At 63.4% G+C, this 23,712-nt stretch carries 24 protein-coding genes and 1 other RNA gene; 15 read left to right on the top strand and 10 right to left on the bottom strand.

Going from position 1 to position 23,712, the window contains the following annotated elements; genetic code table 11:
• Positions 1–17: 17 nt before the first annotated feature.
• From AC1DBN_RS03760 to rfbB, 4 genes are read right to left on the bottom strand one after another with little or no spacing between them, the layout of a single operon-like run.
• Entirely contained in the window at positions 18–428 is a 411-nt protein-coding gene (locus tag AC1DBN_RS03760; RefSeq protein ID WP_091721409.1) for a DUF2304 domain-containing protein, read from the bottom strand.
• An 8-nt stretch (positions 429–436) separates the two neighbouring features.
• Complete coding sequence (locus AC1DBN_RS03755; protein ID WP_056085032.1) at positions 437–1,168, bottom strand: glycosyltransferase family 2 protein; 732 nt, start codon at positions 1,166–1,168, stop codon at positions 437–439.
• Complete coding sequence (locus AC1DBN_RS03750; RefSeq protein ID WP_091721406.1) at positions 1,165–2,589, bottom strand: sugar nucleotide-binding protein; 1,425 nt, start codon at positions 2,587–2,589, stop codon at positions 1,165–1,167. The genes AC1DBN_RS03755 and AC1DBN_RS03750 overlap by 4 nt, the downstream gene beginning before the upstream one ends.
• A gap of 3 nt (positions 2,590–2,592) precedes the next feature.
• Positions 2,593–3,591 carry a dTDP-glucose 4,6-dehydratase gene (rfbB, locus tag AC1DBN_RS03745; protein WP_091721403.1) on the bottom strand — a complete coding sequence of 333 codons (999 nt, stop codon included), beginning with the start codon at positions 3,589–3,591 and terminating at the stop codon, positions 2,593–2,595.
• A gap of 56 nt (positions 3,592–3,647) precedes the next feature.
• On the opposite strand from rfbB, the gene rfbA reads away from it, so the two are divergent.
• Positions 3,648–4,520, top strand: coding sequence for a glucose-1-phosphate thymidylyltransferase RfbA (rfbA, locus tag AC1DBN_RS03740; RefSeq protein WP_015937587.1), 873 nt, complete (start codon positions 3,648–3,650; stop codon positions 4,518–4,520).
• A gap of 61 nt (positions 4,521–4,581) precedes the next feature.
• Here rfbA and AC1DBN_RS03735 read toward each other — a convergent pair whose 3' ends face one another.
• Complete coding sequence (locus AC1DBN_RS03735) at positions 4,582–7,389, bottom strand: lysozyme (protein WP_477722581.1); 2,808 nt, start codon at positions 7,387–7,389, stop codon at positions 4,582–4,584.
• A 295-nt stretch (positions 7,390–7,684) separates the two neighbouring features.
• Here AC1DBN_RS03735 and AC1DBN_RS03730 point away from each other — a divergent pair, with 295 nt between their 5' ends.
• The 13 genes from AC1DBN_RS03730 to ssrA all read left to right on the top strand — a co-directional run bounded on the left by AC1DBN_RS03730 (position 7,685) and on the right by ssrA (position 17,987).
• Positions 7,685–8,908: a TadA family conjugal transfer-associated ATPase gene (locus AC1DBN_RS03730; RefSeq protein WP_314213667.1), complete on the top strand. Its 1,224-nt coding sequence runs from the start codon at positions 7,685–7,687 to the stop codon at positions 8,906–8,908.
• Complete coding sequence (locus tag AC1DBN_RS03725; protein ID WP_390896660.1) at positions 8,905–9,762, top strand: type II secretion system F family protein; 858 nt, start codon at positions 8,905–8,907, stop codon at positions 9,760–9,762. The genes AC1DBN_RS03730 and AC1DBN_RS03725 overlap by 4 nt, the downstream gene beginning before the upstream one ends.
• Positions 9,759–10,697 (top strand): type II secretion system F family protein, encoded by a 939-nt coding sequence (locus AC1DBN_RS03720; RefSeq protein ID WP_314213665.1) that lies wholly within the window; start codon positions 9,759–9,761, stop codon positions 10,695–10,697. The genes AC1DBN_RS03725 and AC1DBN_RS03720 overlap by 4 nt, the downstream gene beginning before the upstream one ends.
• 164 nt (positions 10,698–10,861) lie before the next feature.
• Positions 10,862–11,077, top strand: a complete 216-nt coding sequence (locus AC1DBN_RS03715; RefSeq protein ID WP_456154002.1) for a hypothetical protein — start codon at positions 10,862–10,864, stop codon at positions 11,075–11,077.
• Between the two features lie 4 nt (positions 11,078–11,081).
• Positions 11,082–11,498, top strand: a complete 417-nt coding sequence (locus AC1DBN_RS03710) for a TadE family protein (RefSeq protein WP_091721280.1) — start codon at positions 11,082–11,084, stop codon at positions 11,496–11,498.
• A gap of 112 nt (positions 11,499–11,610) precedes the next feature.
• Positions 11,611–12,000, top strand: coding sequence for a hypothetical protein (locus AC1DBN_RS03705; RefSeq protein WP_390896659.1), 390 nt, complete (start codon positions 11,611–11,613; stop codon positions 11,998–12,000).
• Positions 11,997–12,440, top strand: coding sequence for a pilus assembly protein TadG-related protein (locus tag AC1DBN_RS03700; RefSeq protein ID WP_314213659.1), 444 nt, complete (start codon positions 11,997–11,999; stop codon positions 12,438–12,440). Before AC1DBN_RS03705 ends, AC1DBN_RS03700 begins: the two co-directional genes overlap by 4 nt.
• A 67-nt stretch (positions 12,441–12,507) precedes the next feature.
• A complete protein-coding gene (gene prfB / locus AC1DBN_RS03695; protein ID WP_091721272.1) occupies positions 12,508–13,623 on the top strand; it encodes a peptide chain release factor 2 in 1,116 nt (371 codons plus the stop codon).
• Positions 13,624–13,806: 183 nt separating this feature from the next.
• Positions 13,807–14,595 carry a cell division ATP-binding protein FtsE gene (ftsE, locus tag AC1DBN_RS03690; protein ID WP_091721269.1) on the top strand — a complete coding sequence of 263 codons (789 nt, stop codon included), beginning with the start codon at positions 13,807–13,809 and terminating at the stop codon, positions 14,593–14,595.
• Positions 14,592–15,506, top strand: a complete 915-nt coding sequence (ftsX, locus tag AC1DBN_RS03685; RefSeq protein WP_015937576.1) for a permease-like cell division protein FtsX — start codon at positions 14,592–14,594, stop codon at positions 15,504–15,506. Before ftsE ends, ftsX begins: the two co-directional genes overlap by 4 nt.
• Positions 15,507–15,533: 27 nt before the next feature.
• Positions 15,534–16,958, top strand: coding sequence for a peptidoglycan DD-metalloendopeptidase family protein (locus AC1DBN_RS03680; protein WP_314213653.1), 1,425 nt, complete (start codon positions 15,534–15,536; stop codon positions 16,956–16,958).
• An 83-nt stretch (positions 16,959–17,041) separates the two neighbouring features.
• The gene (gene smpB, locus AC1DBN_RS03675) at positions 17,042–17,518 is read left to right on the top strand and encodes an SsrA-binding protein SmpB (RefSeq protein ID WP_015937574.1); all 477 of its coding nucleotides are present in this window, start codon (positions 17,042–17,044) and stop codon (positions 17,516–17,518) included.
• 100 nt (positions 17,519–17,618) lie between these two features.
• Positions 17,619–17,987: a transfer-messenger RNA gene (gene ssrA, locus AC1DBN_RS03670) on the top strand.
• A 177-nt stretch (positions 17,988–18,164) separates the two neighbouring features.
• Here the strand turns inward: ssrA and AC1DBN_RS03665 are convergent.
• Positions 18,165–20,315, bottom strand: a complete 2,151-nt coding sequence (locus AC1DBN_RS03665) for an acyltransferase family protein (protein ID WP_477722580.1) — start codon at positions 20,313–20,315, stop codon at positions 18,165–18,167.
• 398 nt (positions 20,316–20,713) lie between these two features.
• Between AC1DBN_RS03665 and AC1DBN_RS03660 the strand changes: the two genes are divergently transcribed.
• Positions 20,714–21,697: a S1C family serine protease gene (locus tag AC1DBN_RS03660; RefSeq protein ID WP_477722579.1), complete on the top strand. Its 984-nt coding sequence runs from the start codon at positions 20,714–20,716 to the stop codon at positions 21,695–21,697.
• A 15-nt stretch (positions 21,698–21,712) separates the two neighbouring features.
• Here the strand turns inward: AC1DBN_RS03660 and AC1DBN_RS03655 are convergent, their stop codons facing one another.
• From AC1DBN_RS03655 to AC1DBN_RS03640, 4 genes are read right to left on the bottom strand one after another with little or no spacing between them, the layout of a single operon-like run.
• Positions 21,713–22,090 (bottom strand): hypothetical protein, encoded by a 378-nt coding sequence (locus tag AC1DBN_RS03655; protein WP_091721261.1) that lies wholly within the window; start codon positions 22,088–22,090, stop codon positions 21,713–21,715.
• A 51-nt stretch (positions 22,091–22,141) separates the two neighbouring features.
• Positions 22,142–22,543, bottom strand: coding sequence for a fluoride efflux transporter FluC (locus AC1DBN_RS03650; protein ID WP_477722578.1), 402 nt, complete (start codon positions 22,541–22,543; stop codon positions 22,142–22,144).
• Positions 22,540–22,974: a fluoride efflux transporter FluC gene (locus tag AC1DBN_RS03645; RefSeq protein ID WP_314213642.1), complete on the bottom strand. Its 435-nt coding sequence runs from the start codon at positions 22,972–22,974 to the stop codon at positions 22,540–22,542. Before AC1DBN_RS03645 ends, AC1DBN_RS03650 begins: the two co-directional genes overlap by 4 nt.
• 15 nt (positions 22,975–22,989) lie before the next feature.
• Positions 22,990–23,703 (bottom strand): metal-dependent transcriptional regulator, encoded by a 714-nt coding sequence (locus tag AC1DBN_RS03640; protein ID WP_091721253.1) that lies wholly within the window; start codon positions 23,701–23,703, stop codon positions 22,990–22,992.
• Positions 23,704–23,712 lie beyond the last annotated feature (9 nt).

Genomic DNA, 23,712 nt, shown 5'->3' with positions numbered 1-23,712 from the left:
GCAGCCACCTTTTTTCGTTAAGCTGTTGGTTCGGGTGGGAGCGTTTCCGGGTGTGTTTCATTGCCGGCGGCTGTGCCACGCTGCGTCAGGCTCTCTTCCAGCTGGAGGACTTTGAGCCGAAGGATACCCACTTCCTCCGCCAGGACGCGGACTTCGTCTTCCGCCTGGGACTGTTCGAAGGACAGGTGCAGGCAAACGGACACCAGCAGCACGATAGCCATGGCGAACAGGAGGTTTGAAGGCACCTTCACGCCGAGCACTCCGCTTGACCAGAAGAGAAGCTGCGGAAAGGCCACCAGCACCAGGACGCCAATCCCAATTATGATCCAGATGACGGCGTACTTTTCGCGCAGGTGACGGCGGCGCAGCATTTCGAAGATGATCAGCAGAATGACCAGCACAAAGATGAAGCCAACGAGGGTGGCCATGGAAACTCCTAGTTGGACGACGGTTCGTTCTTCTTGCGCGTCAACGCAAAGAGGAGGGCAAAGGCTGACCGGCCCAGGTAGATGGCGGCCTTGACGGGGTCATGGCTTGGGGTCCCGCCCTGCCGTTCGCGCATCGAGACGCCCACCTGGCGCACGGTACATCCCGACCGGATGGCGACGACCAACGAATCGATGGTGTCGCCAAGGTATTCGGCGGGGTAGTGGTCCACGTACTGGCGGATGGCCTTGGCATTGGCAGCGCGGAAACCGGACGTCACGTCCGTGAGCCGGGTGCCCGCAATCCGCGAGATGGTCCAGGCCAGGACGTTCATGGCCCACTTGCGGGGGCCCCTGACGGTGTACGTGCCCTTGTCCGCGAACCTGGCCCCGATAACGATGTCCGCTTCCTGCAGGCCGTCGAGGACGGCCTTGATATCACGAGGATCATGCTGGCCATCGGAGTCCACCTGGATGACCCGGGTGTAGCCATGCATTTTTGCGTACTTGAAGCCGGTCCGCATCGCTCCGCCCACCCCCATGTTGAACGGGAGCTGCACCACCAGTGCGCCGGCGTCGCGGGCAACCTGGGCAGTGTTGTCGCGTGAGCCGTCGTCCACGACGAGGACGCTGCAGTCAGGGCCGAACTCGAACACTTCCCGGATGGTGCCGCCGATGGCCTCCGATTCGTTCCAGGCCGGCATGATCACCAGGGTGCGGTGGGCTTGCTCTGCAGGAGTCATGCTTTATCGTTTTCCGCCTTTAGGTAGGCAGTCAGCCGCTCATCGGCATTGGCGACATCAAAACCCGTGGAGTGTGCCTTCGCCAGGTTCAGGGCACTCTTGAGCGGTCGCGGAGCGGCGGCCTTGTCCTTGAAGTATTCAGCAGTGGTGATTCCAGTGACATCAGCCCTGGAGGCGCCGGCCTGCTCGTAAACGTCCGCAGCTATGTCGGCCCAGCTCTTTACGGGTCCGGCGTTGCTGAAGTTGTAGGTACCGTAGGCGGCTTCGGTGGTCAGCAGGTGGCTGATGAAAGCTGCGATGTCCTGGGTGAAGGTCAGGCGGCCGGTCTGGTCATTGACCACCGCCGGCTTGATCCCCCGCCCAGCGAGGCTGGCCATGGTCCGGACAAAGTTGTTGCCTTCACCGATAACCCAGCTTGTACGCACGATGTAGTGGCGGGGAACGACACCTGCCACCGCCTCGCCTGCAGCCTTGGTCTGGCCGTAAACGCCCAGGGGTGTGAGGGGCTCGTCCTCGTCGTGGTTGTCCTGGCTCCCGTCAAAAACGTAGTCGGAGGAGACGTGGACCAGCGTGAGGTCATGCTCGACGGCGGTGCGCGCCAGGTTGGCGACGGCCGTTACGTTGATGGCCCAGGCGGCAGCCCGGCCTTCCTCGGATTCGGCAGCGTCCACAGCGGTGTAGGCCGCGGCGTTGACGATGGCGGAGTAATTCTTCCAGTTCCGGTTCTTGAAGGAATCCTCCCGGGCGAGGTCGAACTCACCGCGGCCGGCGAACTCGACCCTTGCGTCGCCGTCGTACTGTTCGCGCAGTGCCTTGCCCAGCTGGCCGTTGGCGCCAACGACGAGGATCTTCTTGGCCGGCATCGGGGCGACGTCTGCCATCCGCGGGTGGGCTTTGTCCTTGTCGGAGAGCTCGGCCTGGTCCAGCGGGATCGGCCAGGAAATGGCAGCGGTTTCGTCAGCCAGGTTCAGGAAGGTGTACTGCCCCTGGGCATCGGCGGACCAGTGGTCGTTGACCAGGTAGGTGTAGGCCGTGTTGTCCTCGAGGGTCTGGAAGGCATTACCGACTCCGCGCGGAATGAAGATGGCCTGGCTGGGGTCCAGTTCAGCGGTGAAGACAGCGCCGAACGAGGGCCCTTCGCGAAGGTCAACCCAGGCCCCGAAGATCCGGCCCGTGGCAACGGAGATGAACTTGTCCCACGGTTCGGCATGGATGCCGCGGGTGGTTCCGGCTTTTTCGTTGAAGGAGATGTTGTTCTGGACCGGCCGGAAGTCCGGCAGTCCCAGGGCAACCATTTTTTCCCGCTGCCAGTTTTCCTTGAACCAGCCGCGGTTGTCGCCGTGGACCGGGAGGTCGTAGAGAACGACGCCGGGAATGGGGGTTGTGTGGCCGGAAAGCTTTTTCGAGAACTCCAGAGACATGGACTACTGGCCCTGTTCCTTGTATTTGGCTTCGGTGGCGGCTTTTTGCGGGCGCCACCACTGTTCGTTGTTGCGGTACCAGTCGATGGTGTCTTCGATGCCGGCGTCGAAGTTGGAGAACTGGGGTTCCCAGCCAAGTTCGTTGCGGAGTTTGGTGGAGTCGATGGCGTACCGCAGGTCGTGTCCGGGGCGGTCCACTACATGGTCGTACGCGTCCGGGGCCAGGCCCATGTGCTTGAGGATCAGTTCAACGACGTCCTTGTTGTTCTTTTCGCCGTCAGCACCGATCAGGTACGTTTCCCCGATGGTTCCCTTGGCGATGATGGCCAGGACGGCGGAGGAGTGGTCGTTGGCGTGGATCCAGTCGCGGACGTTCTCGCCCTTGCCGTAGAGCTTGGGACGGATCCCGTCGATCACGTTGGTGATCTGCCGCGGGATGAACTTCTCCACGTGCTGGTACGGGCCGTAGTTGTTCGAGCAGTTGCTGATGGTTGCCTGCAGCCCGAAGGAGCGCACCCAGGCGCGGACCAGGAGGTCCGAGCCGGCCTTCGTGGACGAGTACGGGCTGGAGGGGTTGTACGGGGTCTGCTCGGTGAACCGCTCGGGATCGTCCAGCTCGAGGTCGCCGTAGACCTCGTCGGTGGAGATGTGGTGGAAGCGCTTGCCGTGCTTCCGGGCCGCTTCGATCAGCGTGTAGGTGCCGATGATGTTGGTGTCCAGGAAGGGGCGGGGGTCGTGCAGGGAATTGTCGTTGTGCGATTCTGCTGCGTAGTGGACCACGACGTCGGTGCCTGCGACCAGGCCGTCCACGATGCCGGCGTCGGCGATGTCACCCTCAACAAAGGTGAAGCGGTCCTCGGGCAGGCCGCGCAGTGATTCAAGATTGCCGGCGTAGGTCAGCTTGTCCAGAACAGTGACGTGGTCATCAGTGTTTTCCAATACATAGTGGACAAAGTTTGAGCCAATGAAGCCGGCTCCGCCGGTCACAAGAAGTCGCTGCATAATTCCCAAGGGTACCGGATTTGCCGCTGCACTTAGCGAAGGGAAAGATGGGGGGCATGCGCGGAATAATACTTGCCGGCGGAACCGGCTCAAGGCTTCACCCCATCACACTGGGTGTCAGCAAGCAGTTGGTACCTGTCTACGACAAGCCGATGATCTACTACCCGCTGTCGACCCTCATCCTTGCCGGGATCAGGGACATTCTTATTATCACCACCCCGCATGACGCCGAACAGTTCGAGCGGCTCCTCGGAGATGGCTCCCGTTTCGGCGTCTCCATCACCTACAAGCAGCAGCCCTCGCCGGATGGCCTTGCCCAGGCATTTGTCCTCGGAGCAGAGCACATCGGCGACGACAGTGTGGCCCTCGTGCTCGGCGACAATATCTTTTACGGCCAGGGCATGGGCACCCAGCTGCGCCGGTTCAAGACCATCGACGGCGGTGCGGTCTTCGGGTACTGGGTCAAGGATCCGTCGGCCTACGGCGTGGTCGAGTTCGACGAACAGGGCAAGGCACTGTCCCTGGAAGAAAAGCCAGCTGCACCGAAGAGCCACTACGCGGTGCCCGGACTGTACTTCTACGACAACAACGTGGTGGACATCGCCAAAAACCTGAAGCCCTCGGCACGCGGAGAGCTTGAGATCACGGATGTCAACCGTAAGTATCTCGAAGCCGGAAAGCTGCAGGTGGAGATCCTGCCACGGGGAACTGCCTGGTTGGACACGGGGACATTCAATGACCTGAACGACGCTTCAAACTTCATCCGCACCGTCGAGAACCGGCAGGGTCTCAAGATCGGGGCACCGGAAGAGATCTCGTGGCGCCTGGGCTTCCTGACGGACGACGAGTTGCGCGAACGCGCCGAGCCGCTCGTCAAGAGCGGTTACGGGGCGTACCTCCTGGAGTTGCTGGCCGAGAGCAACAACTAGTTACCAACAGAAAGAGGGGTGAAGCCGAGCTTCACCCCTCTTTCTGTTGGCCGGGCAGCCCCTAGTACGTCAGGGTCCGGCAACCCAGCGCCGTGTTACCGGTGGTGAACGGTGACACTCCGATCCCGTAGGTGCACAACGTATAAGTTCCACGGACCGTGGTTTTGACGTTGACGGAATATCCGTGGGTACCCGTGATACCGAAAGCCTTGTTTGCATCGGGCCGGTCCACCGTCGTTGAGAAAACGTATCCCGTGGTCTTGCCGTCGGGGCCGGTGACATAAGCGTGAACAGGATTCGAAAGCGTGGGCATATCCGGGTCGTAGGTCCACCCCGTCGCCTCCAGCGAGGTAACCCCCGCAACCGTCTTGATTGCTACAGAGTCGAGCACGCCCACTGGTACACCGCTCTTGCCGGCGTCAGCCGTGCGGCAGCCGATCAGCGGGTTGTTGGACGCCAGAGGGCTGGGCGCGATGGCGTAAGCACAGGCAGTGTAGACGCCGGGGCTGGTGATGGGGATCGAGGGAGCGAAGCCGTGGTCGCCCGTCACACCGAACGCAGTATTGACGTCAGCCCTGGGGCGGGACGCGTTGAAGGCATAGCCCTTAGTGGTTCCATCAGGTGCCGTGACATATACGTGCACGTCGATGGGCCGCGAGGCGTCTGCCTTATCCACGGCCCAGCCGGCGAGGGACAGCGAGGCAGCGGTGCTCGTCTTGTTGACAGTCAGGCTGTCGAGGCTCCCGATTGGTGGTGCGACCGCTCCGACATCGACGTTGCGGCAGGACAGCAGGGGGTTTCCGGGGGCAAGCGGGCTGAGTGCTATGGCATAAGAGCAGACCTTGTACTGTCCGGGCGCCGTGATGGGTATGGCCGCGGCAAAGCCATGGTTCCCCGTCACCCCAAGGGCGCTGTTGACGTCGGCCCGGGCCTGGGCGGCGGAGAACGGATAGTTCTTGGTGGTGCCGTCCGGCGAGGTCACATAGACGTGGACAGAGATGGACCGTGTTGAGTCCCCGCGGTCCAGCGCCCAACCACGGACTGAAAGTGCGGCTGTGGTGGAGGTCTTTATCAGGGACGCGTCATCGAAGCTGCCAATGGGAGCGGCCGCCGGGGCGAAGTTCAGCTGCCTGCAGCCGATCTCGGTGTTGCTGTACTGGCCGATGGCATAAACGCAGAGTTTGTAACTGCCGGGCGCCGTAATGGGAATATCGCGTTGGTAGCCATGATTGGCGCCCATCCCCAATGCTTGGTCGACGTCGGGTCGCGACAGGTTCGCGGGCATCACGTAACCGGTCCTGGTACCGTCCGGCGCCGTCAGGTAGGCATGGGCTTCTGTTGCCGTGGCCGGGTTGGCACCGTCAATTGCCCAGCCCCGAAGGGAAAGCGTGACCTTGTCTGCGCTCCGCACTTCCCTGGCGTCATCAATGCTGCCCATGGGCGACTCAACGCCCTTTGCATCAATCGACTTACAGCCAATTTCAGTACTGCTGAATGCGCCAATGGCGTAGGCGCAGACCTGGTAGGTTCCGGATTTCTGAATCTGGATGCCTTGCTGGAAGCCATGTTGCCCGGTGACTCCAAGGGCAGCATTCACATCCGGGCGGGCTATGTTGGCGGGGAGCGCATAGCCGGTGCGCACGCCATCCGGGCCGGTGACATAGACATGAGCCTGCGTTGAGGCCGAAGAATTGGCAAAGTCGACAGCCCAGCCGCGCACGTTCAGTTGCGTAGTGGATCCGACCCGCTGCACGGACATGTCGTCGAAGGACCCGTCGGGAGCCGCAGCTCCGGCAAACGTCCGCAAGGAGGCGTAGTCGCCGTTCCAGACGTTGGAATCGCCGGCGAAGGGGCCCGTGGAACTGTATTGCCAGATGCTGTAGGTGCTCCAGCTACCCGTCGGGACAGGGCCGGCATTGTTGGTGGCAGAACTGGGGTAGGCGGCCATCCACAGTGGATAATCACCGAACCCGGAAGGATTGCCCACACATTGGTTCCACCAGCTCGTGTTGGTGTAGATAACGGGAAGCCGCCCGGTCAATGAGCGCATGGTGTTTCCGAAGTCCCGGATCCAGGACTGAAGCTGCGCTGCGGACATGTTGTAGCAGGTGTTGCCGAAGTAGAAACCGTTGATCGTTCGGCCCTCGTAAGGGTTGAACTCAAAGTCCAGAACCGGCGGCATGGTGTAGCCGTCCGAGGACCAACCGCCGCCATTCTGCACAAAGTAGCGGGCCTGGTCTGCGCCGGACGACCAGTTGGGGATGGCGAAGTGATAGGCGCCCCTGATCATTCCCACGTTCCGCGCTCCCTGGTATTGGGAACTGTAGGAGGGATTGGTGTAGTAGTTCCCTTCAGTTGCTTTCACATAGGCGAACCGGGACCCCATGTTCCACTGCTGTTTCCAGTCCACGCTTGGCTGGTGGCCGCTCACGTCGAGCCCCTGGACCCCGAACGTGGGCATCCAGGTGCCTTCGCTGGTCAGCGCTTCGGAACTAAGCTTCCGTACGGATTCCGAGGGGGCCGAGCGCACCACCCGTGCAGATCGCTGGCCCATTTCGGCGCCGCCAATCCCGACCGCTTCGGCCATGGACTGCTGGGCTTCCGGAGAGGGCGCCGGAGCCGGCGGCTCGGTGGCTGCCGCGGGCTCCTGCGATGCCGGGGTGGCTCCGCCCGGAGATGGCGAGGCGGGTGCAGGCGGTGTGGTCGGCGAACTTGCTTCTGGTGCTGCCGACGCAGTTGGTGAAGGCGCCGGTTCAACAGCCACGGCGGCGCCCGTAATTCCGGGGCTTGCCATTAGCGAGGCTGCGAGCAGCATGACCCACAGCGATTTCACGGCGGGGCGACGGGACTGAGACGGGTTCCGCTTCATATTGGCTCCGGAGACAATGTGGCGCTCTCCTGAGCGCTCATTTCGATAACTGGCCAAATGCTGCCCCCCAGGGAGGCACCTGACCGTGGTAATTCGACAATTAACGCGCTCACCATAGCACTGGTGTGACCAGCGTAACCAGTGGTTCTTTTGGGGCTGGAGTGATAAGGGGCGGCGCTGTGGTGGTTTATCCACATTCTGTGGAATTTGACTTGTTGCCATGGTGTAGCCTCCCTAGGCTGGACCCAATTGCACTGCCTCCGCCGGGGGCGGCAGTCAACTGGGGGAAACTGGCATGGATGCTCTGGGGATAGTCGAGGACGAAGTCCGGGAACTGATCAGGCGCAGGGGGCTTGACCCGCTCAACCAATCAGGCGAAGTGCGACGGCTAGTCGACGCCGCGGTAACGGACTACGACGAGCGGGCCCTCATGGGGCCGCTTCCGCCACTGGGTCCCTTGGACGCAGCGCGACGGTTTCTGTTCGACGCAGTTGCACGCTTCGGAGTGCTCCAACCGCTGCTGGACGATCCTTCGATAGAAGAGATCTGGCTGAACGCCCCCAACGAAATCTATGTGGCACGCAACGGGGAATCAGAGTTGACCTCGCTCAGCCTTACTGAGCAGCAGGTGCGGGACATGGTGGAGAGAATGCTGAAGAGTTCCGGCAGGCGCCTGGACATGTCATCTCCGTTTGTTGACGCTGCGCTCCCTGATGGCTCCAGGCTCCACGTCGTCATTCCGGACGTGACGCGCCGCCACTGGGCCGTGAATATTCGAAAGTTTGTCGTCAAAGCCAGCAGGCTCGAACACCTGGTGGAGCTGGGCACCCTGACGCCGCAGTCGGCCCGGTTCCTTGGGGCGGCAGTGTCCAGTGGTCTCAACATCCTGGTATCAGGGGCAACCCAGGCCGGTAAGACCACCATGTTGAACTGCCTCGCCGCCAGCATCGGCAGCCGGGAGCGGGTCATCACGGTGGAGGAAATCTTTGAGCTGCAGTTTCCCCTGCGTGATGTGGTGGGACTCCAGTGCCGGCAGCCGAACCTTGAAGGAACAGGCGAGATCCCGCTCCGGCGCCTCGTCAAGGAAGCGCTGCGAATGCGGCCGGACCGCCTCGTGGTCGGTGAAGTACGGGAGGCTGAAAGCCTTGACATGCTGATTGCGCTCAACAGCGGATTGCCGGGGATGTGTACCGTCCACGCCAACTCAGCCCATGATGCCGTCACCAAGATCTGCACGCTTCCCCTGTTGGCAGGGGAGAACATCTCGTCGGCTTTCGTCGTTCCAACGGTCGCATCCTGTATTGACCTGGTGGTTCACTGCAGCCGGCTTGCCAACGGACGCCGGGAGGTAACCGAGATCCTTTCCCTTGGGCGGCGGGTTGAAAACGGAATCATTGAGTCATCGCCGGTGTTCGCCATGGCCGACGGCATTCTGCAGTCACGCGCCAACGCGATGCCTGCGATAGAAAAGTTTGCCCGCGCAGGCTATGACGTTGCAGCCCTGCTGGACCCGCGATGATGTCCGCACTGCTGGGAGCCACGGCGGGAACGGGCCTGTTCCTTATTTGGTGGTCACTGTGGGAATCGCCGGAGCGCAAGCCCCGCCAACGGAAGCCCAGCCGGATCGCAGACCTGCTGGCCGCCGCAGGAGTCGAAAAGGTCTCTGTGGGCGGACTGCTCGGAACCTGCCTCGGATTGGGATTGTTCGTAGTCCTGGTGTTCTTCGCCGTGAGCAGGTCGTGGCCGATCGCTGTGTGCTTCGGGCTGTTCGCCGGCTGGCTTCCGCTGACCATCCTTCGGTGGCGCGCGAAGAAACGGACTACACTCCTTCGCCAGCTGTGGCCCGACGTCGTTGACCATCTGCGATCCGCGATCCGGGCCGGACTCCCGTTGCCGGAGGCGCTCATCCAACTGGGTGATAAGGGGCCTGAGGAGCTAAGACCGGTCTTTCGCGACTTCGGCGCGGACTACAGGGCCGGAGGACAGTTCGACGGTTCCCTGAACAAGCTGAAGAACCGGCTCGCCGACCCCGTGGCCGACCGGATCGTCGAAGCCTTGCGGCTGACCCGTGAGGTCGGAGGGTCGGACCTCGGCAAGTTGCTGGGAACCCTGGCCGAGTTCCTCCGCGAAAACGCCCGAACGCGCAGCGAACTCGAAGCCCGCCAGTCCTGGACCGTCAATGCCGCCCGGCTTGCCGTCGCGGCGCCGTGGATTGTGATGCTTCTTCTCGCTACCCGGCCCGAGGCTGTGCAGGCATACAACACAGCCATGGGAGCGGCGGTACTCCTCGGCGGGCTCGTGATCTCGTTGGTCTGCTACTCAACGATGCTCAGGATCGGTGCCCTGCCCCAGGATGAACGGGTGCTCCGATGATCACCGTGTCACCGGCCGCCGCCGTTTGCGGTGCCGTGCTGGGAATCGGACTGTGGCTGGTCATTTTCAGGTCTCCGCTCATGCGGGCGACCACTCTGGCCCAGCGCGTTGAGCCCCAGCTTAAATCGCAGAACCTGGAATCGCGCCTTCTGTCCGGTGAACACACCCTGACGCCCTTCGGACCGTTGGAGCGGATCCTCCGCCCGTTTATCCGCGATGGCATCTCCGCCCTGGGAAAGATGAGTCCCGCTCCGGGGGCAACAGCCCGCCGGCTCGCACAGGCCGGAATCAGCAAGTCAGTCATAGATTTTCGCGCCGAGCAGGTCATGTGGGCCGCCGCAGGTTTTGCCCTCACTTCGGCCATTGTCGCCGTGGGGGCTGCGGCCGGAAGGTTTAACGCCCTGCTGGCTGCTGTGGCCATCATCGGCAGCGGGGTGGCGGGCTTTGTTGTCCGGGACTACTGGCTGGGTGTGCAGGTCCGCAGGAGGGAAGAGCGGATGATGGCCGAGTTTCCCAGCCTCGCCGAACTAATGGCACTGGCCGTCGGTGCAGGGGAGAGTGCCACCGGAGCCCTGGACCGGGTCTGCCGGAGCGCCAAGGGCGAGTTGTCCAAGGAGTTCTCCACGATCCTGGCAGAAACGCGGGCAGGCAAGCCCTTGATCAACGCCCTACAGGAGTTCTCCGCGCGTACGGACCTTGCACCTCTCGTCCGGTTCGTGGACGGAATCGTTGTTGCGGTCGAACGGGGTACACCCCTCGCAGACGTACTGCGGGCGCAGGCCCAGGATGTCCGCGACACAGCCAAGCGGGACCTGATGGAAGCCGCCGGAAAGAAGGAAATTGCCATGATGGTGCCCCTCGTCTTCGGCGTGCTTCCACTGACGGTGGTATTTGCCGTCTTTCCCGGCATCGCCGCAATCAGCCTGGGTCTCTAACGGCGTCAACTGATCGGGACGAAAACAGCACGCAATCCAAGACAACGCCGTCAACGGCACGGAAAACAACAGGACAGGAAGAGTAAATGAAGATTCGAGCACTCCGCTGGGCAGTATTACTGATTGCGCTCGCCGCCTCACCCGGCGCTTGGGCCAGCACGGGCGTGCGGCGAGCGGCCCGGTACCGTTTCCCTGCCGTCCATCGCCGCGCGCAACAGCGGGGGCAGTCCCACGTTGCCGATCATCCCGAGAGGGGTGATGTTCCTGGGTGGGTCATGATCACATTGATGTCCGCGGTGCTCGTGGCTGCTCTGCTGGCGCTAGCCGGTCCCGCCCTTGAGGCCATGTTCAACCAGGCAATGGACAAGGTGGGCAACTAGCCCCATGGCCGCTTCCGTACGCGCCTTCGGTCGCGCTCAGCCAGGTGTCCCTGGCCGGGAGCAGGGTTCGGCAGTGGTGGATTTTGTGCTGGTGGGTGGCCTGCTCACGATGTTCTTCCTGGCAATTCTCCAACTGACCCTTGTACTCCACGTCCGGAACACACTGATTGACGCGGCAGCTTCTGGCGCGCGGTACGGAACACTCGCGGACCGGGGTCCTGGTGATGCGGAAGAACGGACCCGCGGCCTCATCATGACTGCCCTGAACCCATCCTTCGCTGAGGAGATCAGCACGAGCGAAGTGACCGTCCAGGGGCTAAGGACGCTGGAAGTAACGGTCCGGGCTCCCATGCCTGTAGTGGGGTTGATCGGACCCCGCGGAATGTTGGAGGTGACGGGCCATGCCGCGGTACAGCCGTGACTCCCGGCGAGTGCTCCGACGTGTCTGTTGCCGGTTGCTGGAGGCACTGTGCCGGGGACCGGAATCATCCGGCCGGCGAGCCGCCGGGAGCAGCGAGCAGGGAAGTGCGGTTGTGGAGTTCACGTTCCTTGCCCTGCTGCTGATGGTCCCGCTCGTTTACTTCATCATCACCGTCGCGCAGATGCAGGGCGGCTCGTTCGCTGTGGTGGGGGCGGCCGACCAGGCTGCGAAGGTCTACGTCGCCCAACCCGACAGCACGTCAGCCCAGGCGGCCGCGGAGCAGGCCGTGGCGTTGGCACTGGCCGACTTTGGACACAGCCCGGATCAGGCCTCGATGGCAACAACCTGTGACCCCGCTGACTGTCTCGCGCCGGGCACTGCTGTGACCGTCACCGTCAGGTTGTCCATCCCGCTGCCGTTCGTTCCGTTCCAGGATGGCGTCCGGCTCTCTGCCACCGAGGTGGAGGCAGCCGCTACCCAGATTGTGGGGAGGTTCCGGTGAGGGAGTCGACATCCGAGGACGGCCAGATAACGGTGATGATAGTCGGGTATGTGGCGTTGGCGCTGCTGGTGGCCACAGTCGTGATGGGAATTTCTTCCGTTTACCTGGAGCATAAGCGCCTGCTGTCACTGGCAGACGGCGCCTCCCTTGCTGCAGCGGACAGCTACACGCTGGGTGAGGTGGCTTCCCAGGGCGGCAGCCCATCTGCCGTCCTCAACCCCGCGAGGGTTCGGAGTGTCGCGGCTGACTTTGTAGCCAGGAGCCCCGCCTCGGTACGGTTTGACGCCCTGGCAGTTGCCGGGGCAACCGGTACCCCGGATGGCTCTACCGCCGTTGTGGTGCTCACCGCCGCGGTCCATCCGCCGGTGGTGAACTTCCTGGTTCCAGACGGAATCCTGATTGAAGCGACGTCGACAGCGCGCTCGCGGTTAACACGGTAGGCCGGCAAACCCGCGGCCGGGTGCGGAGAACAGTGCCTTTCGCCGGATAGCGTAGGCTTAAACGACCATGGCCAATATTGATTTTTCCGCTGAAATCCGCGCGCTCCGCGCCACCTACGAGTCCATTGAACGGGTTACCGACATGGAGGCGCTGAGGGAAGACATCGCCGAACTCAGTGAGCGTGCGGGGGAGCCGGACCTGTGGGATGACCCCGCCGCGGCCCAGAAAATCACGTCCCGCCTCTCGCACCGGCAGTCAGAGCTTGAGCGCTTGACAACCCTGGCATCGCGCATCGATGACCTTGAAGTCCTGGTGGAGCTCGGCCAGGACGAAGGCGACGCCGACTCCATGGGAGAAGCGGCCACGGAGCTGGAGTCGATCCAAAAGGCGCTGAAGAACCTGGAGGTGGTCACGCTTCTGTCCGGCGAGTACGACGAGCGTGAAGCTGTGGTCTCGATCCGTGCCGGCGCCGGCGGCGTTGACGCTGCCGACTTCGCTGAAATGCTGATGCGGATGTATCTCCGCTGGGCAGAGCGCCACGGATATCCCACCACTGTCATGGACACGTCATACGCCGAAGAAGCCGGGCTTAAGTCGGCCACGTTCGAGGTCAAGGCACCGTACGCGTTCGGCACCCTCAGCGTTGAGGCCGGCACCCACCGGCTGGTGCGGATCAGCCCCTTCGACAACCAGGGGCGGCGCCAAACGTCCTTCGCCGCGGTGGAGGTCATTCCGCTGATCGAGCAGACGGACTCGATCGAGATCCCGGATAACGAGATCCGGGTAGACGTCTTCCGGTCCTCCGGTCCTGGCGGCCAGTCAGTCAACACCACAGACTCCGCTGTCCGGCTCACGCATATTCCCACCGGCGTAGTGGTGTCGATGCAAAACGAAAAGTCGCAGCTGCAAAACCGGGCAGCTGCACTGCGCGTCCTGCAGTCCCGCCTTCTGCTGCTGAAGAAGGAACAGGAAGACGCCGAGAAGAAGGCGCTGGCCGGGGACGTCAAGGCATCCTGGGGAGACCAGATGCGCTCATACGTCCTGAACCCGTACCAGATGGTCAAGGATCTGCGCACCGAACACGAGGTGGGCAACACGTCGGCTGTTTTCGACGGCGAGATCGACGACTTCATCGACGCCGGCATCCGCTGGCGCACGGACAACCGCAACGCTGAGAAGTAGGGCCGGAACGCGGCCACGGCAGATCGGCTTACCGCGACACGCCCCCAAAGCCGCGTATTAGCCAGCGAATCCTGCGTATAGTCGAGGGGCCGGGGCCCTACTTCCCCCAACGAACACCCGTGCACCGGCTGCAGAACTGGGCTGCATTCCGAATCAGCCATGCCCTGCAGGGTACTTAGGGCCATGATCCGATTCGAAAATGTCACCAAGGTCTACGACCAGAAGGCCCGGCCGGCGCTGGACTCCATCAACCTTGAGATCGACCGCGGCGAATTCGCGTTCCTCGTCGGAGCATCAGGCTCCGGAAAATCAACATTCCTGCGGCTCGTGCTCAAAGAGGACCGCGCCACCTCGGGCGCCGTCTACGTGGCCGGCCAGAACGTCGCGAAGATCTCGAGCTGGCGGGTGCCCCGCCTCCGCCGCGGCATTGGCGTCGTCTTCCAGGATTTCCGCCTCCTGCCTCAAAAAAACGTCTTCGCCAACGTGGCTTTCGCCATGCAGGTTATCGGCAAGAGCCGCAGCGTCATCCGCGACACCGTCCCCGAGGTCCTGAAGACCGTGGGGCTCGAAGGCAAGGAGCACAGGATGCCCCACGAGCTCTCCGGCGGTGAGCAGCAGCGTGTCGCCATCGCCAGGGCCGTCGTGAACCGCCCCGGCATCCTCCTCGCTGACGAACCGACCGGAAACCTGGACCCCACCACCTCCATGGGCATCATGGGAGTGCTGGACAAGATCAACCAGAATGGCACCACGGTGGTCATGGCCACCCACGACGACGACATCGTCAACGAAATGCGCAAACGGGTGGTGGAGCTCAAGAACGGCGTGGTGATCCGCGACGAGGCCAAGGCTCTTTACACCTCGATGATTCCGGTCATCGGGCAGTCCCGCAGGCTCAAGGACGCCAGCGGCAGGGACGAACCCGACGCGCGCCCGGCGGACGAAGGCAGCGAAGGTGAGGCGCAGCGATGAGGCTCGCATTCATCCTTTCCGAAATCGGCAGCGGCCTGCGCCGCAACCTTTCGATGGTGGTCTCGGTCATCCTGGTCACGTTCGTCTCGCTGACATTCGTGGGTGCGGCCGGAATGCTGCAGATGCAGATCAACCAGATGAAGGGCTACTGGTATGACAAAGTCCAGGTAGCAGTCTTCCTGTGCAGCGACGGCTCGACGGCCACCGGCTGCGCGGGCGGTTCGGTCACCCCGGAGCAGCAGGACAGCCTCAATACCCTGCTCGAGTCCCCGGCAGTGGCCCAATACATCAACGACTTCCAGTTCGAGTCCAAGGAAGATGCCTACAAGCACTTCAAGGACCAGTTCTCGAACTCACCGATCGTCGATTCCGTAACCCCGGACCAGTTGCCGGCTTCCTTCCGGATCAACATGAAGGACCCGGAAAAGTACGAAATCATCAGTGAAACCTTCAGCTCTCAGCCCGGAGTGGAAACCGTGATCGACCAGCGTCAGCTGCTGGAGCGGCTCTTCTCGGTGATGAACGGGGCTTCCCTCGTTGCGGTGGGCATCGCGGGTGTCATGATCGTGTGTGCCATCCTGCTGATCGCCACCACCATCCGGCTTTCGGCCTTCAGCCGCAGGCGGGAAACCGGAATCATGCGCCTGGTGGGCGCCTCGAAGACCGTCATCCAGTTGCCCTTCATCCTCGAAGGCGTCATAGCAGCGGTGATCGGTGCAGCCCTTGCCTCGGCAACGCTGTGGGCCGTGGCCCACTTCTTCCTGGGGGAGTACATGTCCAAGCAGTATCCGGACACCGCGTTCATTTCCTCGGGCCAGACACTGATCCTGGTGCCTGCACTGCTGATCCTTGGCGGATCCTTGGCTGGAATTTCGTCCCTCTTGACCCTTCGCAGATATTTGCGCGTTTAGGCTATGCAAACCGACCAAGGAATGCCGATGAACGTAACGTCAGAAAATCCCGTGCGCCTGCGACCGAGGCGTCATGCAGGGCGCCGCTCGGCGCTCCTGAGCGGGGTACTCGCCGTCGTCCTCGCTTCCGGGCTTGCCTCGTCCACACCGCCGGCATTCGCCGATGAGCTGGAAGACAAGCAGGCCGCGCTCCAGGCCGAAGCGCAACGCGTCCAGCAGTCTTTGGAGTTCGTTGACTCGCGGATTGCCAAGGCCGCCGGCGACCTGGTCCTGTACCAGGGCCAACTGCCCGGCGCCCAGCAGGCGCTGCTCGAAGCGCAGGGGCGCGTGGCCAGCGCCGTCAAGGAAGTCGAGGCACTGTCCGCCCGCGTTGACATGGCCCAGCAGAACAAGGCGAAAATCACACAGCAGCTGGAAACGGACAAGCAGAAGATCGCCGACACCAAGAAACTGATCGGCCAGATCGCCACGCAGGCATACAAGTCCGGCGGTGTCCCCTCCAACCTCTCGCTGTTCTTCGGTTCGAACAACGGCGGCAGCCTCACCGACACCATGGACCTTGCGGATCAGGCCATGCGCAGCCAGAACGCCGCCATGGACAAGTTGAGCCAGCAGAACGCCACCAACGTCAACTCCGAGGCACGCCTCCAGGCCGTGGAAGCGGAAATCAAGGACCTAAAGGCCAAGGCCGACGCCGCCCTTGAGCGTGAGAAGGCGGCCCGCGACGAAGCCGCAGCCAAGAAAGCCCAGGTTGACCAGCTGATCGCAGACACGACGCGCCTCGACGCTGAGCTGCAGGCCGCCAAGCCGGGAATCCAGGCCCAGCTCGCCGGGGTCCAGGCAAGCCAGAACCAGGTGGCCAACGAGATCGCCGAGCGCGATCGCAGGGCACGGGAGGCATGGGAAGCTGAGCAGCGCCGGCTGGCCGAAGCAGCTGCTGCGGCTGCCGCCGCCGCGGCCGCGGCAGCGAACCGCCCGGCACCGCCGGTCCAGCCGTATGTGCCCCCTGCTGCCGGATCGCCGTCGGCCTTCGGCCTCCGCCATCCGTTCGACGGCAGCATTCCCATCACGTCCGGTTTTGGTTGGCGGACCACTCCGCCAGGGACCATCGATTTCTACGGCCAGGGCGGCTATGTCCACACTGGTATCGATTTCGGTGCCGCCTGCGGTACTCCTGTGTACGCCGCAGCAGCCGGTGAAGTCTTCAGCTCCGGCTGGAACTCCGCTGACGGCGGCGGCTGGCGGGTGAAGCTGGACCATGGGGTGGTGCAGGGCAACTCGCTGACCACCATTTACTACCACAACTCCAGCATCGTGGTGTCGAATGGGCAGCGGGTCTCGCAGGGCCAGCTCATCGCCTACTCCGGCAGTACGGGCAACTCCACAGGTTGCCACGCCCACTTCGAAACCTGGCTGAACGGTGCCGCCGTCGACCCGATGGGCCTGCTCTAGGGCTGCGCGGCCCTGCCGTACACTGGTATGACTCCGCTGCGACCCGGCCGGAGGACATTTCGATTCGATTGAGGAGCTGTTCCGTGCCCAAAGAAAGTGGCCGTAAGGTGGTGGCCACCAACCGCAAGGCCCGGCATGATTACCACGTGCTGGATACCTATGAGGCCGGCATTGCGCTGATGGGCACCGAAGTGAAATCCCTTCGAGAGGGGCACGCGTCCATGGTGGACGGGTTCTGTACCTTCTATAACGACGAACTGTGGATGGAAGCCATCCACATTCCGGAGTACAACCAGGGCAGTTGGACCAACCACGCTGCCCGGCGCCGCCGTAAGCTGCTCCTGCACCGCGAAGAGCTCATCAAGATCTCCCGCAAGGTCCAGGAGGCCGGCTACACCATCGTGCCGCTGCAGCTGTACTTTGTGGATGGCCGCGCGAAGGTTGAAATAGGCGTAGCCCGCGGTAAGCGCGAGTACGACAAACGCCAGACACTCCGCGAACAACAGGACAACCGCGAAGCCCAGCGCGAGATGCGGGAACGCAACCGGCGGCGCGGCTGAGCGGTGTTGCCCGGAATGAATCCGGCACAACATGCGTTACTATGAATAGTCCGGCGGGTACGCCCGCGGGATTGGGTAACATGGATTGGTAACAAAATACGGGGATGATCGGTTTCGACGATGTTAGTCGCGACAGGTGAAGCGGGCCGAGGATGCAGAATTATCTCGTAAACGCTGTCTGCAAACCAATAAGTGCCGAATCTAAGCGCACTGACTTCGCTCTTGCTGCCTAAGCAGTAAGACAGTCCGTCAGCCCGAGGTTGCTATTGCCCCGGATCCTGGCGTCATTTAGATAGCCACTGCTGTTTGCCCCCGTCATCGGGGTAAACGGGACTCTTAGATGACTGGGCCCGGATCAGCCAGCTGTTTGCAGCATGGCTGGGGCCGAGAAAGTCCGACGCAAACTGCGCCCGGAGAAGCCCTGACAACACGACATCGGACGGGGGTTCAATTCCCCCCATCTCCACACCCAAGCGGTGATTCGGGACATCCTTCGCGGATGGGTCGAGTCACCGAAAAAGCACCCCGGTCTTCGGACCGGGGTGCTTTTCTTTGCCCGGATTGCCCAGGCTGGTGCCTCAAACAAAGAGCGGACCCTGGACCAGCGTGATCCAGGGTCCGGTTCCTCAGACCTCTGCAGGCAGGGTTATTGCCGGGCCTCGTTGAACCGCTGCGCCACCACGGGCATCAGCGAGTGGATGTAGCTCCGTGAGGCGTGGTCGAAATCGGCGTAGACCTGCAGGCCGCCGATGACCGCGTAGCAGGTCTGGTCGTCGCAGAACTGGTCCGACATGTCGAGCACCTTCACCGAGGGCTTGCCCATGCCAACGGCTGCACTCGCAATCGGGTCCGGCACCAGAGCCTCGGTACGGGGGTTCGCGCAGTTGATGGGCTGTTGCTGGTTGAGCGCCACGCAGTCCGGGCTGCTGTGGCGCAGGGTCAGGGGGGGATCGCGGAAGACGAAGACCCGGGACCCCGCACCTGTCCAGGCGAGGAAGCGCTTGGCGACGGCGTCGCTGTACTGTTCCAACTGGGGGCGGCCGGTGCCGTCGTCAATCGTCTCGCCGGCGCCGAAGGAGGACGCGAAGACCATGCCGGGTTTTTCCTGGACGATCCTGTCCGTCACCTGCTTGCTCCATTCCAGGCACCGTTTCTGGGAGCGTGCGTCATCCGCGGGTTCGCCCATGAAAGCGACCCGCTTTACATCGACGAACGGACACCCGCCCACCATGGACTCTTTCAGCTTCCACTTGTGCAGCCGGGCCAGTTCATACAGGGCGCTTTTCCACTGCTCCGCGTGCGAGTCGCCGATCAGCCAAACAGTTGCGGAGGCCGGAGCGCCGCCGGTGAAATCGCATTCCGTCAGGAGTTTCTGGTCCTCAAAAACGATGGGGTCTGCGGCCGGGTGGCATTCCGGGGCGTCAAAGCGCGGTGCCTCGTTCGGGCCCACGTTGGCAACCCGGGCAGCGCCAAAGGGATCACCGCAGTTGTTTTTCGGGTCCAGGCTGCGGGCGCCGTAGCAGGGGTCCCCGGAAAGATTCTGCAGCTTGGCTGTCTCTGCCTCCTGCGCTTTTCCGAAACTCAGCAGAAGGCCCCCGCACAAGGCACAGACGGTGGCCATGGCGGCCGCCATGACCAGCACGACGCGGAGCGGTTTGGCCCCCTTCAGGAGCTTGGTGCGGCCCGGGTCTTCAACGAGTTTCTTCGAGGCGTAGGAAAGTCCGATGGCCAGTGCCAGGATGCCGATCTTGTCCAAGGTGCCGAGCGGGCGGCTCAGGATGGCCGGCGCCAGGACGATGAGCGGCCAGTGCCACAGGTAGAGCGAGTAGGACACGTCGCCCACAAACTGGATAGGCCTTGCGGCAAGGACCTGGTTGGGCGACCAGAAGGGGCTGTTCGGCCCCGACGCAATCACCAGTACAGTGCCGAGGACGGGAACCGCGGCAGCGAAGCCGGGAAAAAACGTCTGCTCATTAAACGTCAGGGCGGAGAACGCGATCAGGCCGTACCCCAGCCACTGCGCTGTTCCGGAGAGGGCCAGGTGGTAGGAGGGCAGCCGCAGGCGCAGAGCTCCCACAGCGTGGGCGCCCCCAATGGCTAACAGGGCCCCGGCGCCGAACTCCCAGACGCGGGCCGGCGTGACAAAGTAGGCCGGGCTCTTGTTGGTGTATGTAAACCAGATGCAAAACACCAGCGCGATGACGCTGGCAAGAGCGACCCCCAGGGCCAGAAGCGCCCGCCGGCGGAGCCGGAACCTGACCGCGGCGGTAAACAGTCCGAGCATAAGCAGCGGCCAGACCAGGTAAAACTGTTCCTCGACGGAGAGCGACCAATAATGCTGCACTGTGGACGCGGCTTCGTTGTGCGCTGAATAGTCCACGGATTTGGCGGCCAGAACCCAGTTTTCGACATACAGGACCGATGCCATGGTCTCCTGGGCTATGGCCACCCAGCGCGAGAACGGAAGGAGCACCCAGGCGGCCAGGAGGGAGACGACGCCCACAAGGGTTGCTGCCGGAAGGAGCCGCCTGATCCGCCGGGCATAGAACTGACCAAGGTTGATGCGGTCTGACCGTTCCAGCTCGCCGAGCAGGTGCTTGGAGATCAGGTAGCCCGAGATCACGAAGAATACGTCGACGCCGACGTACCCGCCTGGAAGCCGGACGGGCCACAAGTGGTTGAGGACCACGAGCATGACTGCCAGGGCCCGAAGGGCCTGGATGTCCTTGCGGGTCGCGTTGACCGATTCTTTCCGTCGCAGTTCCGACCGCGTTCGGAACAAGACCTGTCCGGTCACACGTACTCCTTGTTATTCGTCCTGTGGGTTCACCTTGGTACGGGGTCCTGTGCCGGCACAGCTTTGGCGGCCAGGCGTGCTTTCCGCGGGAACAACGCCCGGGTGGCATGAAAACCGCTTCGTCGGTGAAGCCAGTACAACCCACAAAGTTTGGGGTTGTGGAGGAATTCCCCTCGGGTACTTTAGCACCGCACATGCCCCGGTGATGGTGCGGGCGGGCCAAGGTGAAGGCGGCCCGGGGTGCGCCGGAGATGCGGTTGCAGCAGGGGAGGAGCACGAAGAGCAGGCGTTCACCGAAGGCGTAGCCGGCCCGGGACTAGGGTTGCCCGGCCGCCGGTTGTATCCGGTATGCACCCCAAGCGCCGCAGGCGCAGGGTGCCAGGACAGGGAGGTGCGTCATGGAGCGCGCACGGGAAGAGGCTTCGGGCAGGTACGACGACGACGCCTTGGATTCGTATTCACGCACAGTCATGCGGGTGGCAGCGGCGGTCACGCCGCATGTTGCCGCCATCGAAATGTCAGCCACCCGCCGCAACGGCCGGATGCGCGTTGGAGCGGGTTCAGCGGTGCTTTTCACGGAGGACGGCTACCTCGTCACGAACTCCCATGTGGTGACGGGAACAAGGAACGGGCACGCTGTCTTTGCCGATGGGAGCAGGATGGAGTTGGAATTGGTGGGCGCTGACCCGCTGTCCGACCTTGCAGTGGTCCATGGCCGGCGCCCCAGGGTCCGGCCCGCCGAGCTGGGAGATGCCGAGTCGCTCCGCGTCGGGCAACTCGTCGTCGCCGTCGGAAACCCCCTGGGACTTGCAGGATCCGTAACAGCAGGAGTGGTCAGCGGCCTGGGCCGCGCCATACCGGTCTGGGCGGACGGCAACCGGAGGGTGATCGAGGACGTCATCCAGACCGACGCTGCGTTGAACCCGGGGAACTCAGGCGGCGCCCTGGCCGATACGCACAGCAGGATCGTGGGCATTAACACCGCTGTGGCCGGGGCAGGGCTGGGCCTGGCAATCCCCATCAACTCCACCACCCGGCGGATCATTTCCGCCCTGCTATTGGACGGCCGGGTGCGGCGGGCCTACCTGGGACTCGTCAGTACCCCGGTCCGGCTCAATCCCAGCGCTGTCATCCGGAGCGGCCAGCGGGACGGCCTCCGCATCGTTGAGGTGCTGCCCGGCTCTCCGGCAGACCGGGCTGGCCTGGCTGCAGGGGACATTGTCATGACCGCCGGCGGGAGGGCAGTCAGCAACGCCGAAAGCCTGCAGCGGCTGCTGTTCTCCGATGCCATCGGTGAGCCGCTGGACCTGGAGGTGCTCCGTGACGGGGCGGAACTCCGCCTGGTGGCGGTCCCTGACGAAATGACCAGCAACCCCAAGTGAGCCTGGCCGAACGGGTCAGCGTCCGCCGTCGGGCGCTTCCACGTCCGCGATGCCGACGAAGCGGGTGCCCACGCCGTCGAACTCGCTGCGGACAAATCCCGGCTGGGCCGGCGGCACTTCGTCCGGGCGGTGATGGTCGCACACCACATAGGTGAAGTCCGGCCACCATTTCTTGGGCCGTGCCGCTTCCTCGTAACCGCACACCGCGCACACGAGGTGAACCCAGACCGGCCGTTTGCCCGTCCGGTTGGCACGGGACTGTTCCAGCCAGGCCGGCGGGCTGTCCAACAGCGCGCTGAGTTGCTCCTCGGACATGAACTTGGGGAGGCCGTGGCGCTGGGCCATTTCCATGGGGATATCGAGGGCTATAGCCACGTCGCGTCTGCTGATCATCACCTCCACAATACGTGAACGGGACAGGCCGCCATGGACGGGACGGCGTCCTCAGGACACCAAGGCGATCCCGGCGGCGGCGGCGCCAAGGCCCAGTACCAGGTTCACTGCGAGGTTCATGGCTGCGGCTCCGAACCTTGCCTCTCCGAGCAGGCGCACCGTGGCAGTGGTCCAGGAACTGAAGGTTGTCAGGCCGCCTGCAAAGCCCGTAGCCAGGCCAATGCTCCACTCGTGCCCCAGCCCCAGCTGCGTGGTGAGGCCGTACGAGATCCCGATGATGAAGGAGCCTGCCACGTTGACCACCAGTGTTGCCCAGGGCCAGTGGAGCCGGTCCTTCGACAGTCCCAGCCGGACGGTGCGCCGGGAGCTGTGGTGGGCGAACCAGCTGTCCGTGGCGAACCTCAGGAGCGCACCCGAGATACCGAAAATTCCCACCAACACGGCGCTGATCACTGCCGGCTCCCGGAGCCGTCCGGGGTGGACAATCGCCCGGTGAGCTTACCGAGGCGCCAGCCCAGGGCGGCCGAGAGCAGGCCCAGCAGCAGGGAGAGCCCCAGGTAGGCGATCCACACCATGTGCTGCCCGTCGCGCGCCAGCTGGTCCACGGCAAACACCACCGCCGAAAACGTTGTGAAGGAGCCAAGCAGTCCAGGCCCCAGCCCGGCACGGAGCCAGAACGCGGTGTGCGGCCGCGCCATCCAGGCGGTGGTCAGGGCGGCCAGGACGAAACTGCCGACGACGTTGATCCAGAGCGTTGTCCAGGGCACCGACCCGGCGGGGTCGGGGAAGGCCAGGCCCAGCCCGTACCGGAGTTCAGAACCAACGAGGCCGCCGGCGGCTACCGCCAGCCAGGCACGGCCCGACGGAATCCACGACTCCCTCATCCGGCCGTGCGCATGTCAGGACTCCGCCAGGATGCAACCCTCGTGGGGGCGGCCGGTGTGCACCCACAGCGCGGAGGTGACCTCGTCCGCGAGATCGAATTCCCTGGTCCGGCCGGCACTGCTGATGCGCACGATGAGTGCACCGCCGAAGGGCCGCCGTCCCAGGATTTCAACCTCGGAATCAAGGTCGATCTCTTCGGCCGCGAGGTAGCGCAGCAGCTCAGGGTTGTCATCGCTGATACGGGTGATCCGGCCGGTGTGGCCCTCGTCGAGTTCGCCGAGGAGGCGGGCAACGGGCATGTGGACCTTGCCGTCGGCCGTGGGAATGGGATCACCGTGCGGGTCGCGGTCCGGGTGGCCCAGTTGCGCTGACACCCGTTCGATAAAGGTGTCTGAGACAGCGTGTTCCAGCAGTTCGGCTTCGTCGTGGACTTCATCCCAGCTGTAGCCCAGCTGCTGGACAAGGTACGTTTCGATGAGCCGGTGGCGGCGCACCATGGACAGCGCAAGCCGGAGCCCGGCATCCGTGAGGGTAATTGCGCTGTAGGGCTTGTGGTCCACCAGCCCCTGGTCCTTCAGCTTGCGGACCATCTCCGAAACTGAGGAATTTGCCACTCCCAGGCGCTGCGCCAGCTGCGAGGACGTGATGGGCTTGTCCTGCCATTCAGTGAACGAATAGACCACCTTGACGTAGTCCTCAATGGAGGAGGAGGGCGCGCTGGTCTTCACAGTTCAAGC

The sequence above is a fragment of the Pseudarthrobacter sp. 10T415 genome, from assembly GCF_056394175.1.
Note: the sequence above shows the minus strand (reverse complement) of the source record. Positions and strands in the feature narration are given on the sequence as shown.

What these genes read in the sequence shown, in the direction of transcription:
- AC1DBN_RS03760 (WP_091721409.1), bottom strand. Translation starts at nt 428, where the DNA reads ATGGCCACCCTCGTTGGCTTCATCTTTGTGCTGGTCATTCTGCTGATC.
- AC1DBN_RS03755 (WP_056085032.1), bottom strand. Translation starts at nt 1,168, where the DNA reads ATGACTCCTGCAGAGCAAGCCCACCGCACCCTGGTGATCATGCCGGCC.
- AC1DBN_RS03750 (WP_091721406.1), bottom strand. Translation starts at nt 2,589, where the DNA reads ATGTCTCTGGAGTTCTCGAAAAAGCTTTCCGGCCACACAACCCCCATT.
- rfbB (WP_091721403.1), bottom strand. Translation starts at nt 3,591, where the DNA reads ATGCAGCGACTTCTTGTGACCGGCGGAGCCGGCTTCATTGGCTCAAAC.
- rfbA (WP_015937587.1), top strand. Translation starts at nt 3,648, where the DNA reads ATGCGCGGAATAATACTTGCCGGCGGAACCGGCTCAAGGCTTCACCCC.
- AC1DBN_RS03735 (WP_477722581.1), bottom strand. Translation starts at nt 7,389, where the DNA reads ATGAAGCGGAACCCGTCTCAGTCCCGTCGCCCCGCCGTGAAATCGCTG.
- AC1DBN_RS03730 (WP_314213667.1), top strand. Translation starts at nt 7,685, where the DNA reads ATGGATGCTCTGGGGATAGTCGAGGACGAAGTCCGGGAACTGATCAGG.
- AC1DBN_RS03725 (WP_390896660.1), top strand. Translation starts at nt 8,905, where the DNA reads ATGATGTCCGCACTGCTGGGAGCCACGGCGGGAACGGGCCTGTTCCTT.
- AC1DBN_RS03720 (WP_314213665.1), top strand. Translation starts at nt 9,759, where the DNA reads ATGATCACCGTGTCACCGGCCGCCGCCGTTTGCGGTGCCGTGCTGGGA.
- AC1DBN_RS03710 (WP_091721280.1), top strand. Translation starts at nt 11,082, where the DNA reads ATGGCCGCTTCCGTACGCGCCTTCGGTCGCGCTCAGCCAGGTGTCCCT.
- prfB (WP_091721272.1), top strand. Translation starts at nt 12,508, where the DNA reads ATGGCCAATATTGATTTTTCCGCTGAAATCCGCGCGCTCCGCGCCACC.
- ftsE (WP_091721269.1), top strand. Translation starts at nt 13,807, where the DNA reads ATGATCCGATTCGAAAATGTCACCAAGGTCTACGACCAGAAGGCCCGG.
- ftsX (WP_015937576.1), top strand. Translation starts at nt 14,592, where the DNA reads ATGAGGCTCGCATTCATCCTTTCCGAAATCGGCAGCGGCCTGCGCCGC.
- AC1DBN_RS03680 (WP_314213653.1), top strand. Translation starts at nt 15,534, where the DNA reads ATGAACGTAACGTCAGAAAATCCCGTGCGCCTGCGACCGAGGCGTCAT.
- AC1DBN_RS03660 (WP_477722579.1), top strand. Translation starts at nt 20,714, where the DNA reads ATGGAGCGCGCACGGGAAGAGGCTTCGGGCAGGTACGACGACGACGCC.
- AC1DBN_RS03655 (WP_091721261.1), bottom strand. Translation starts at nt 22,090, where the DNA reads ATGATCAGCAGACGCGACGTGGCTATAGCCCTCGATATCCCCATGGAA.
- AC1DBN_RS03645 (WP_314213642.1), bottom strand. Translation starts at nt 22,974, where the DNA reads ATGAGGGAGTCGTGGATTCCGTCGGGCCGTGCCTGGCTGGCGGTAGCC.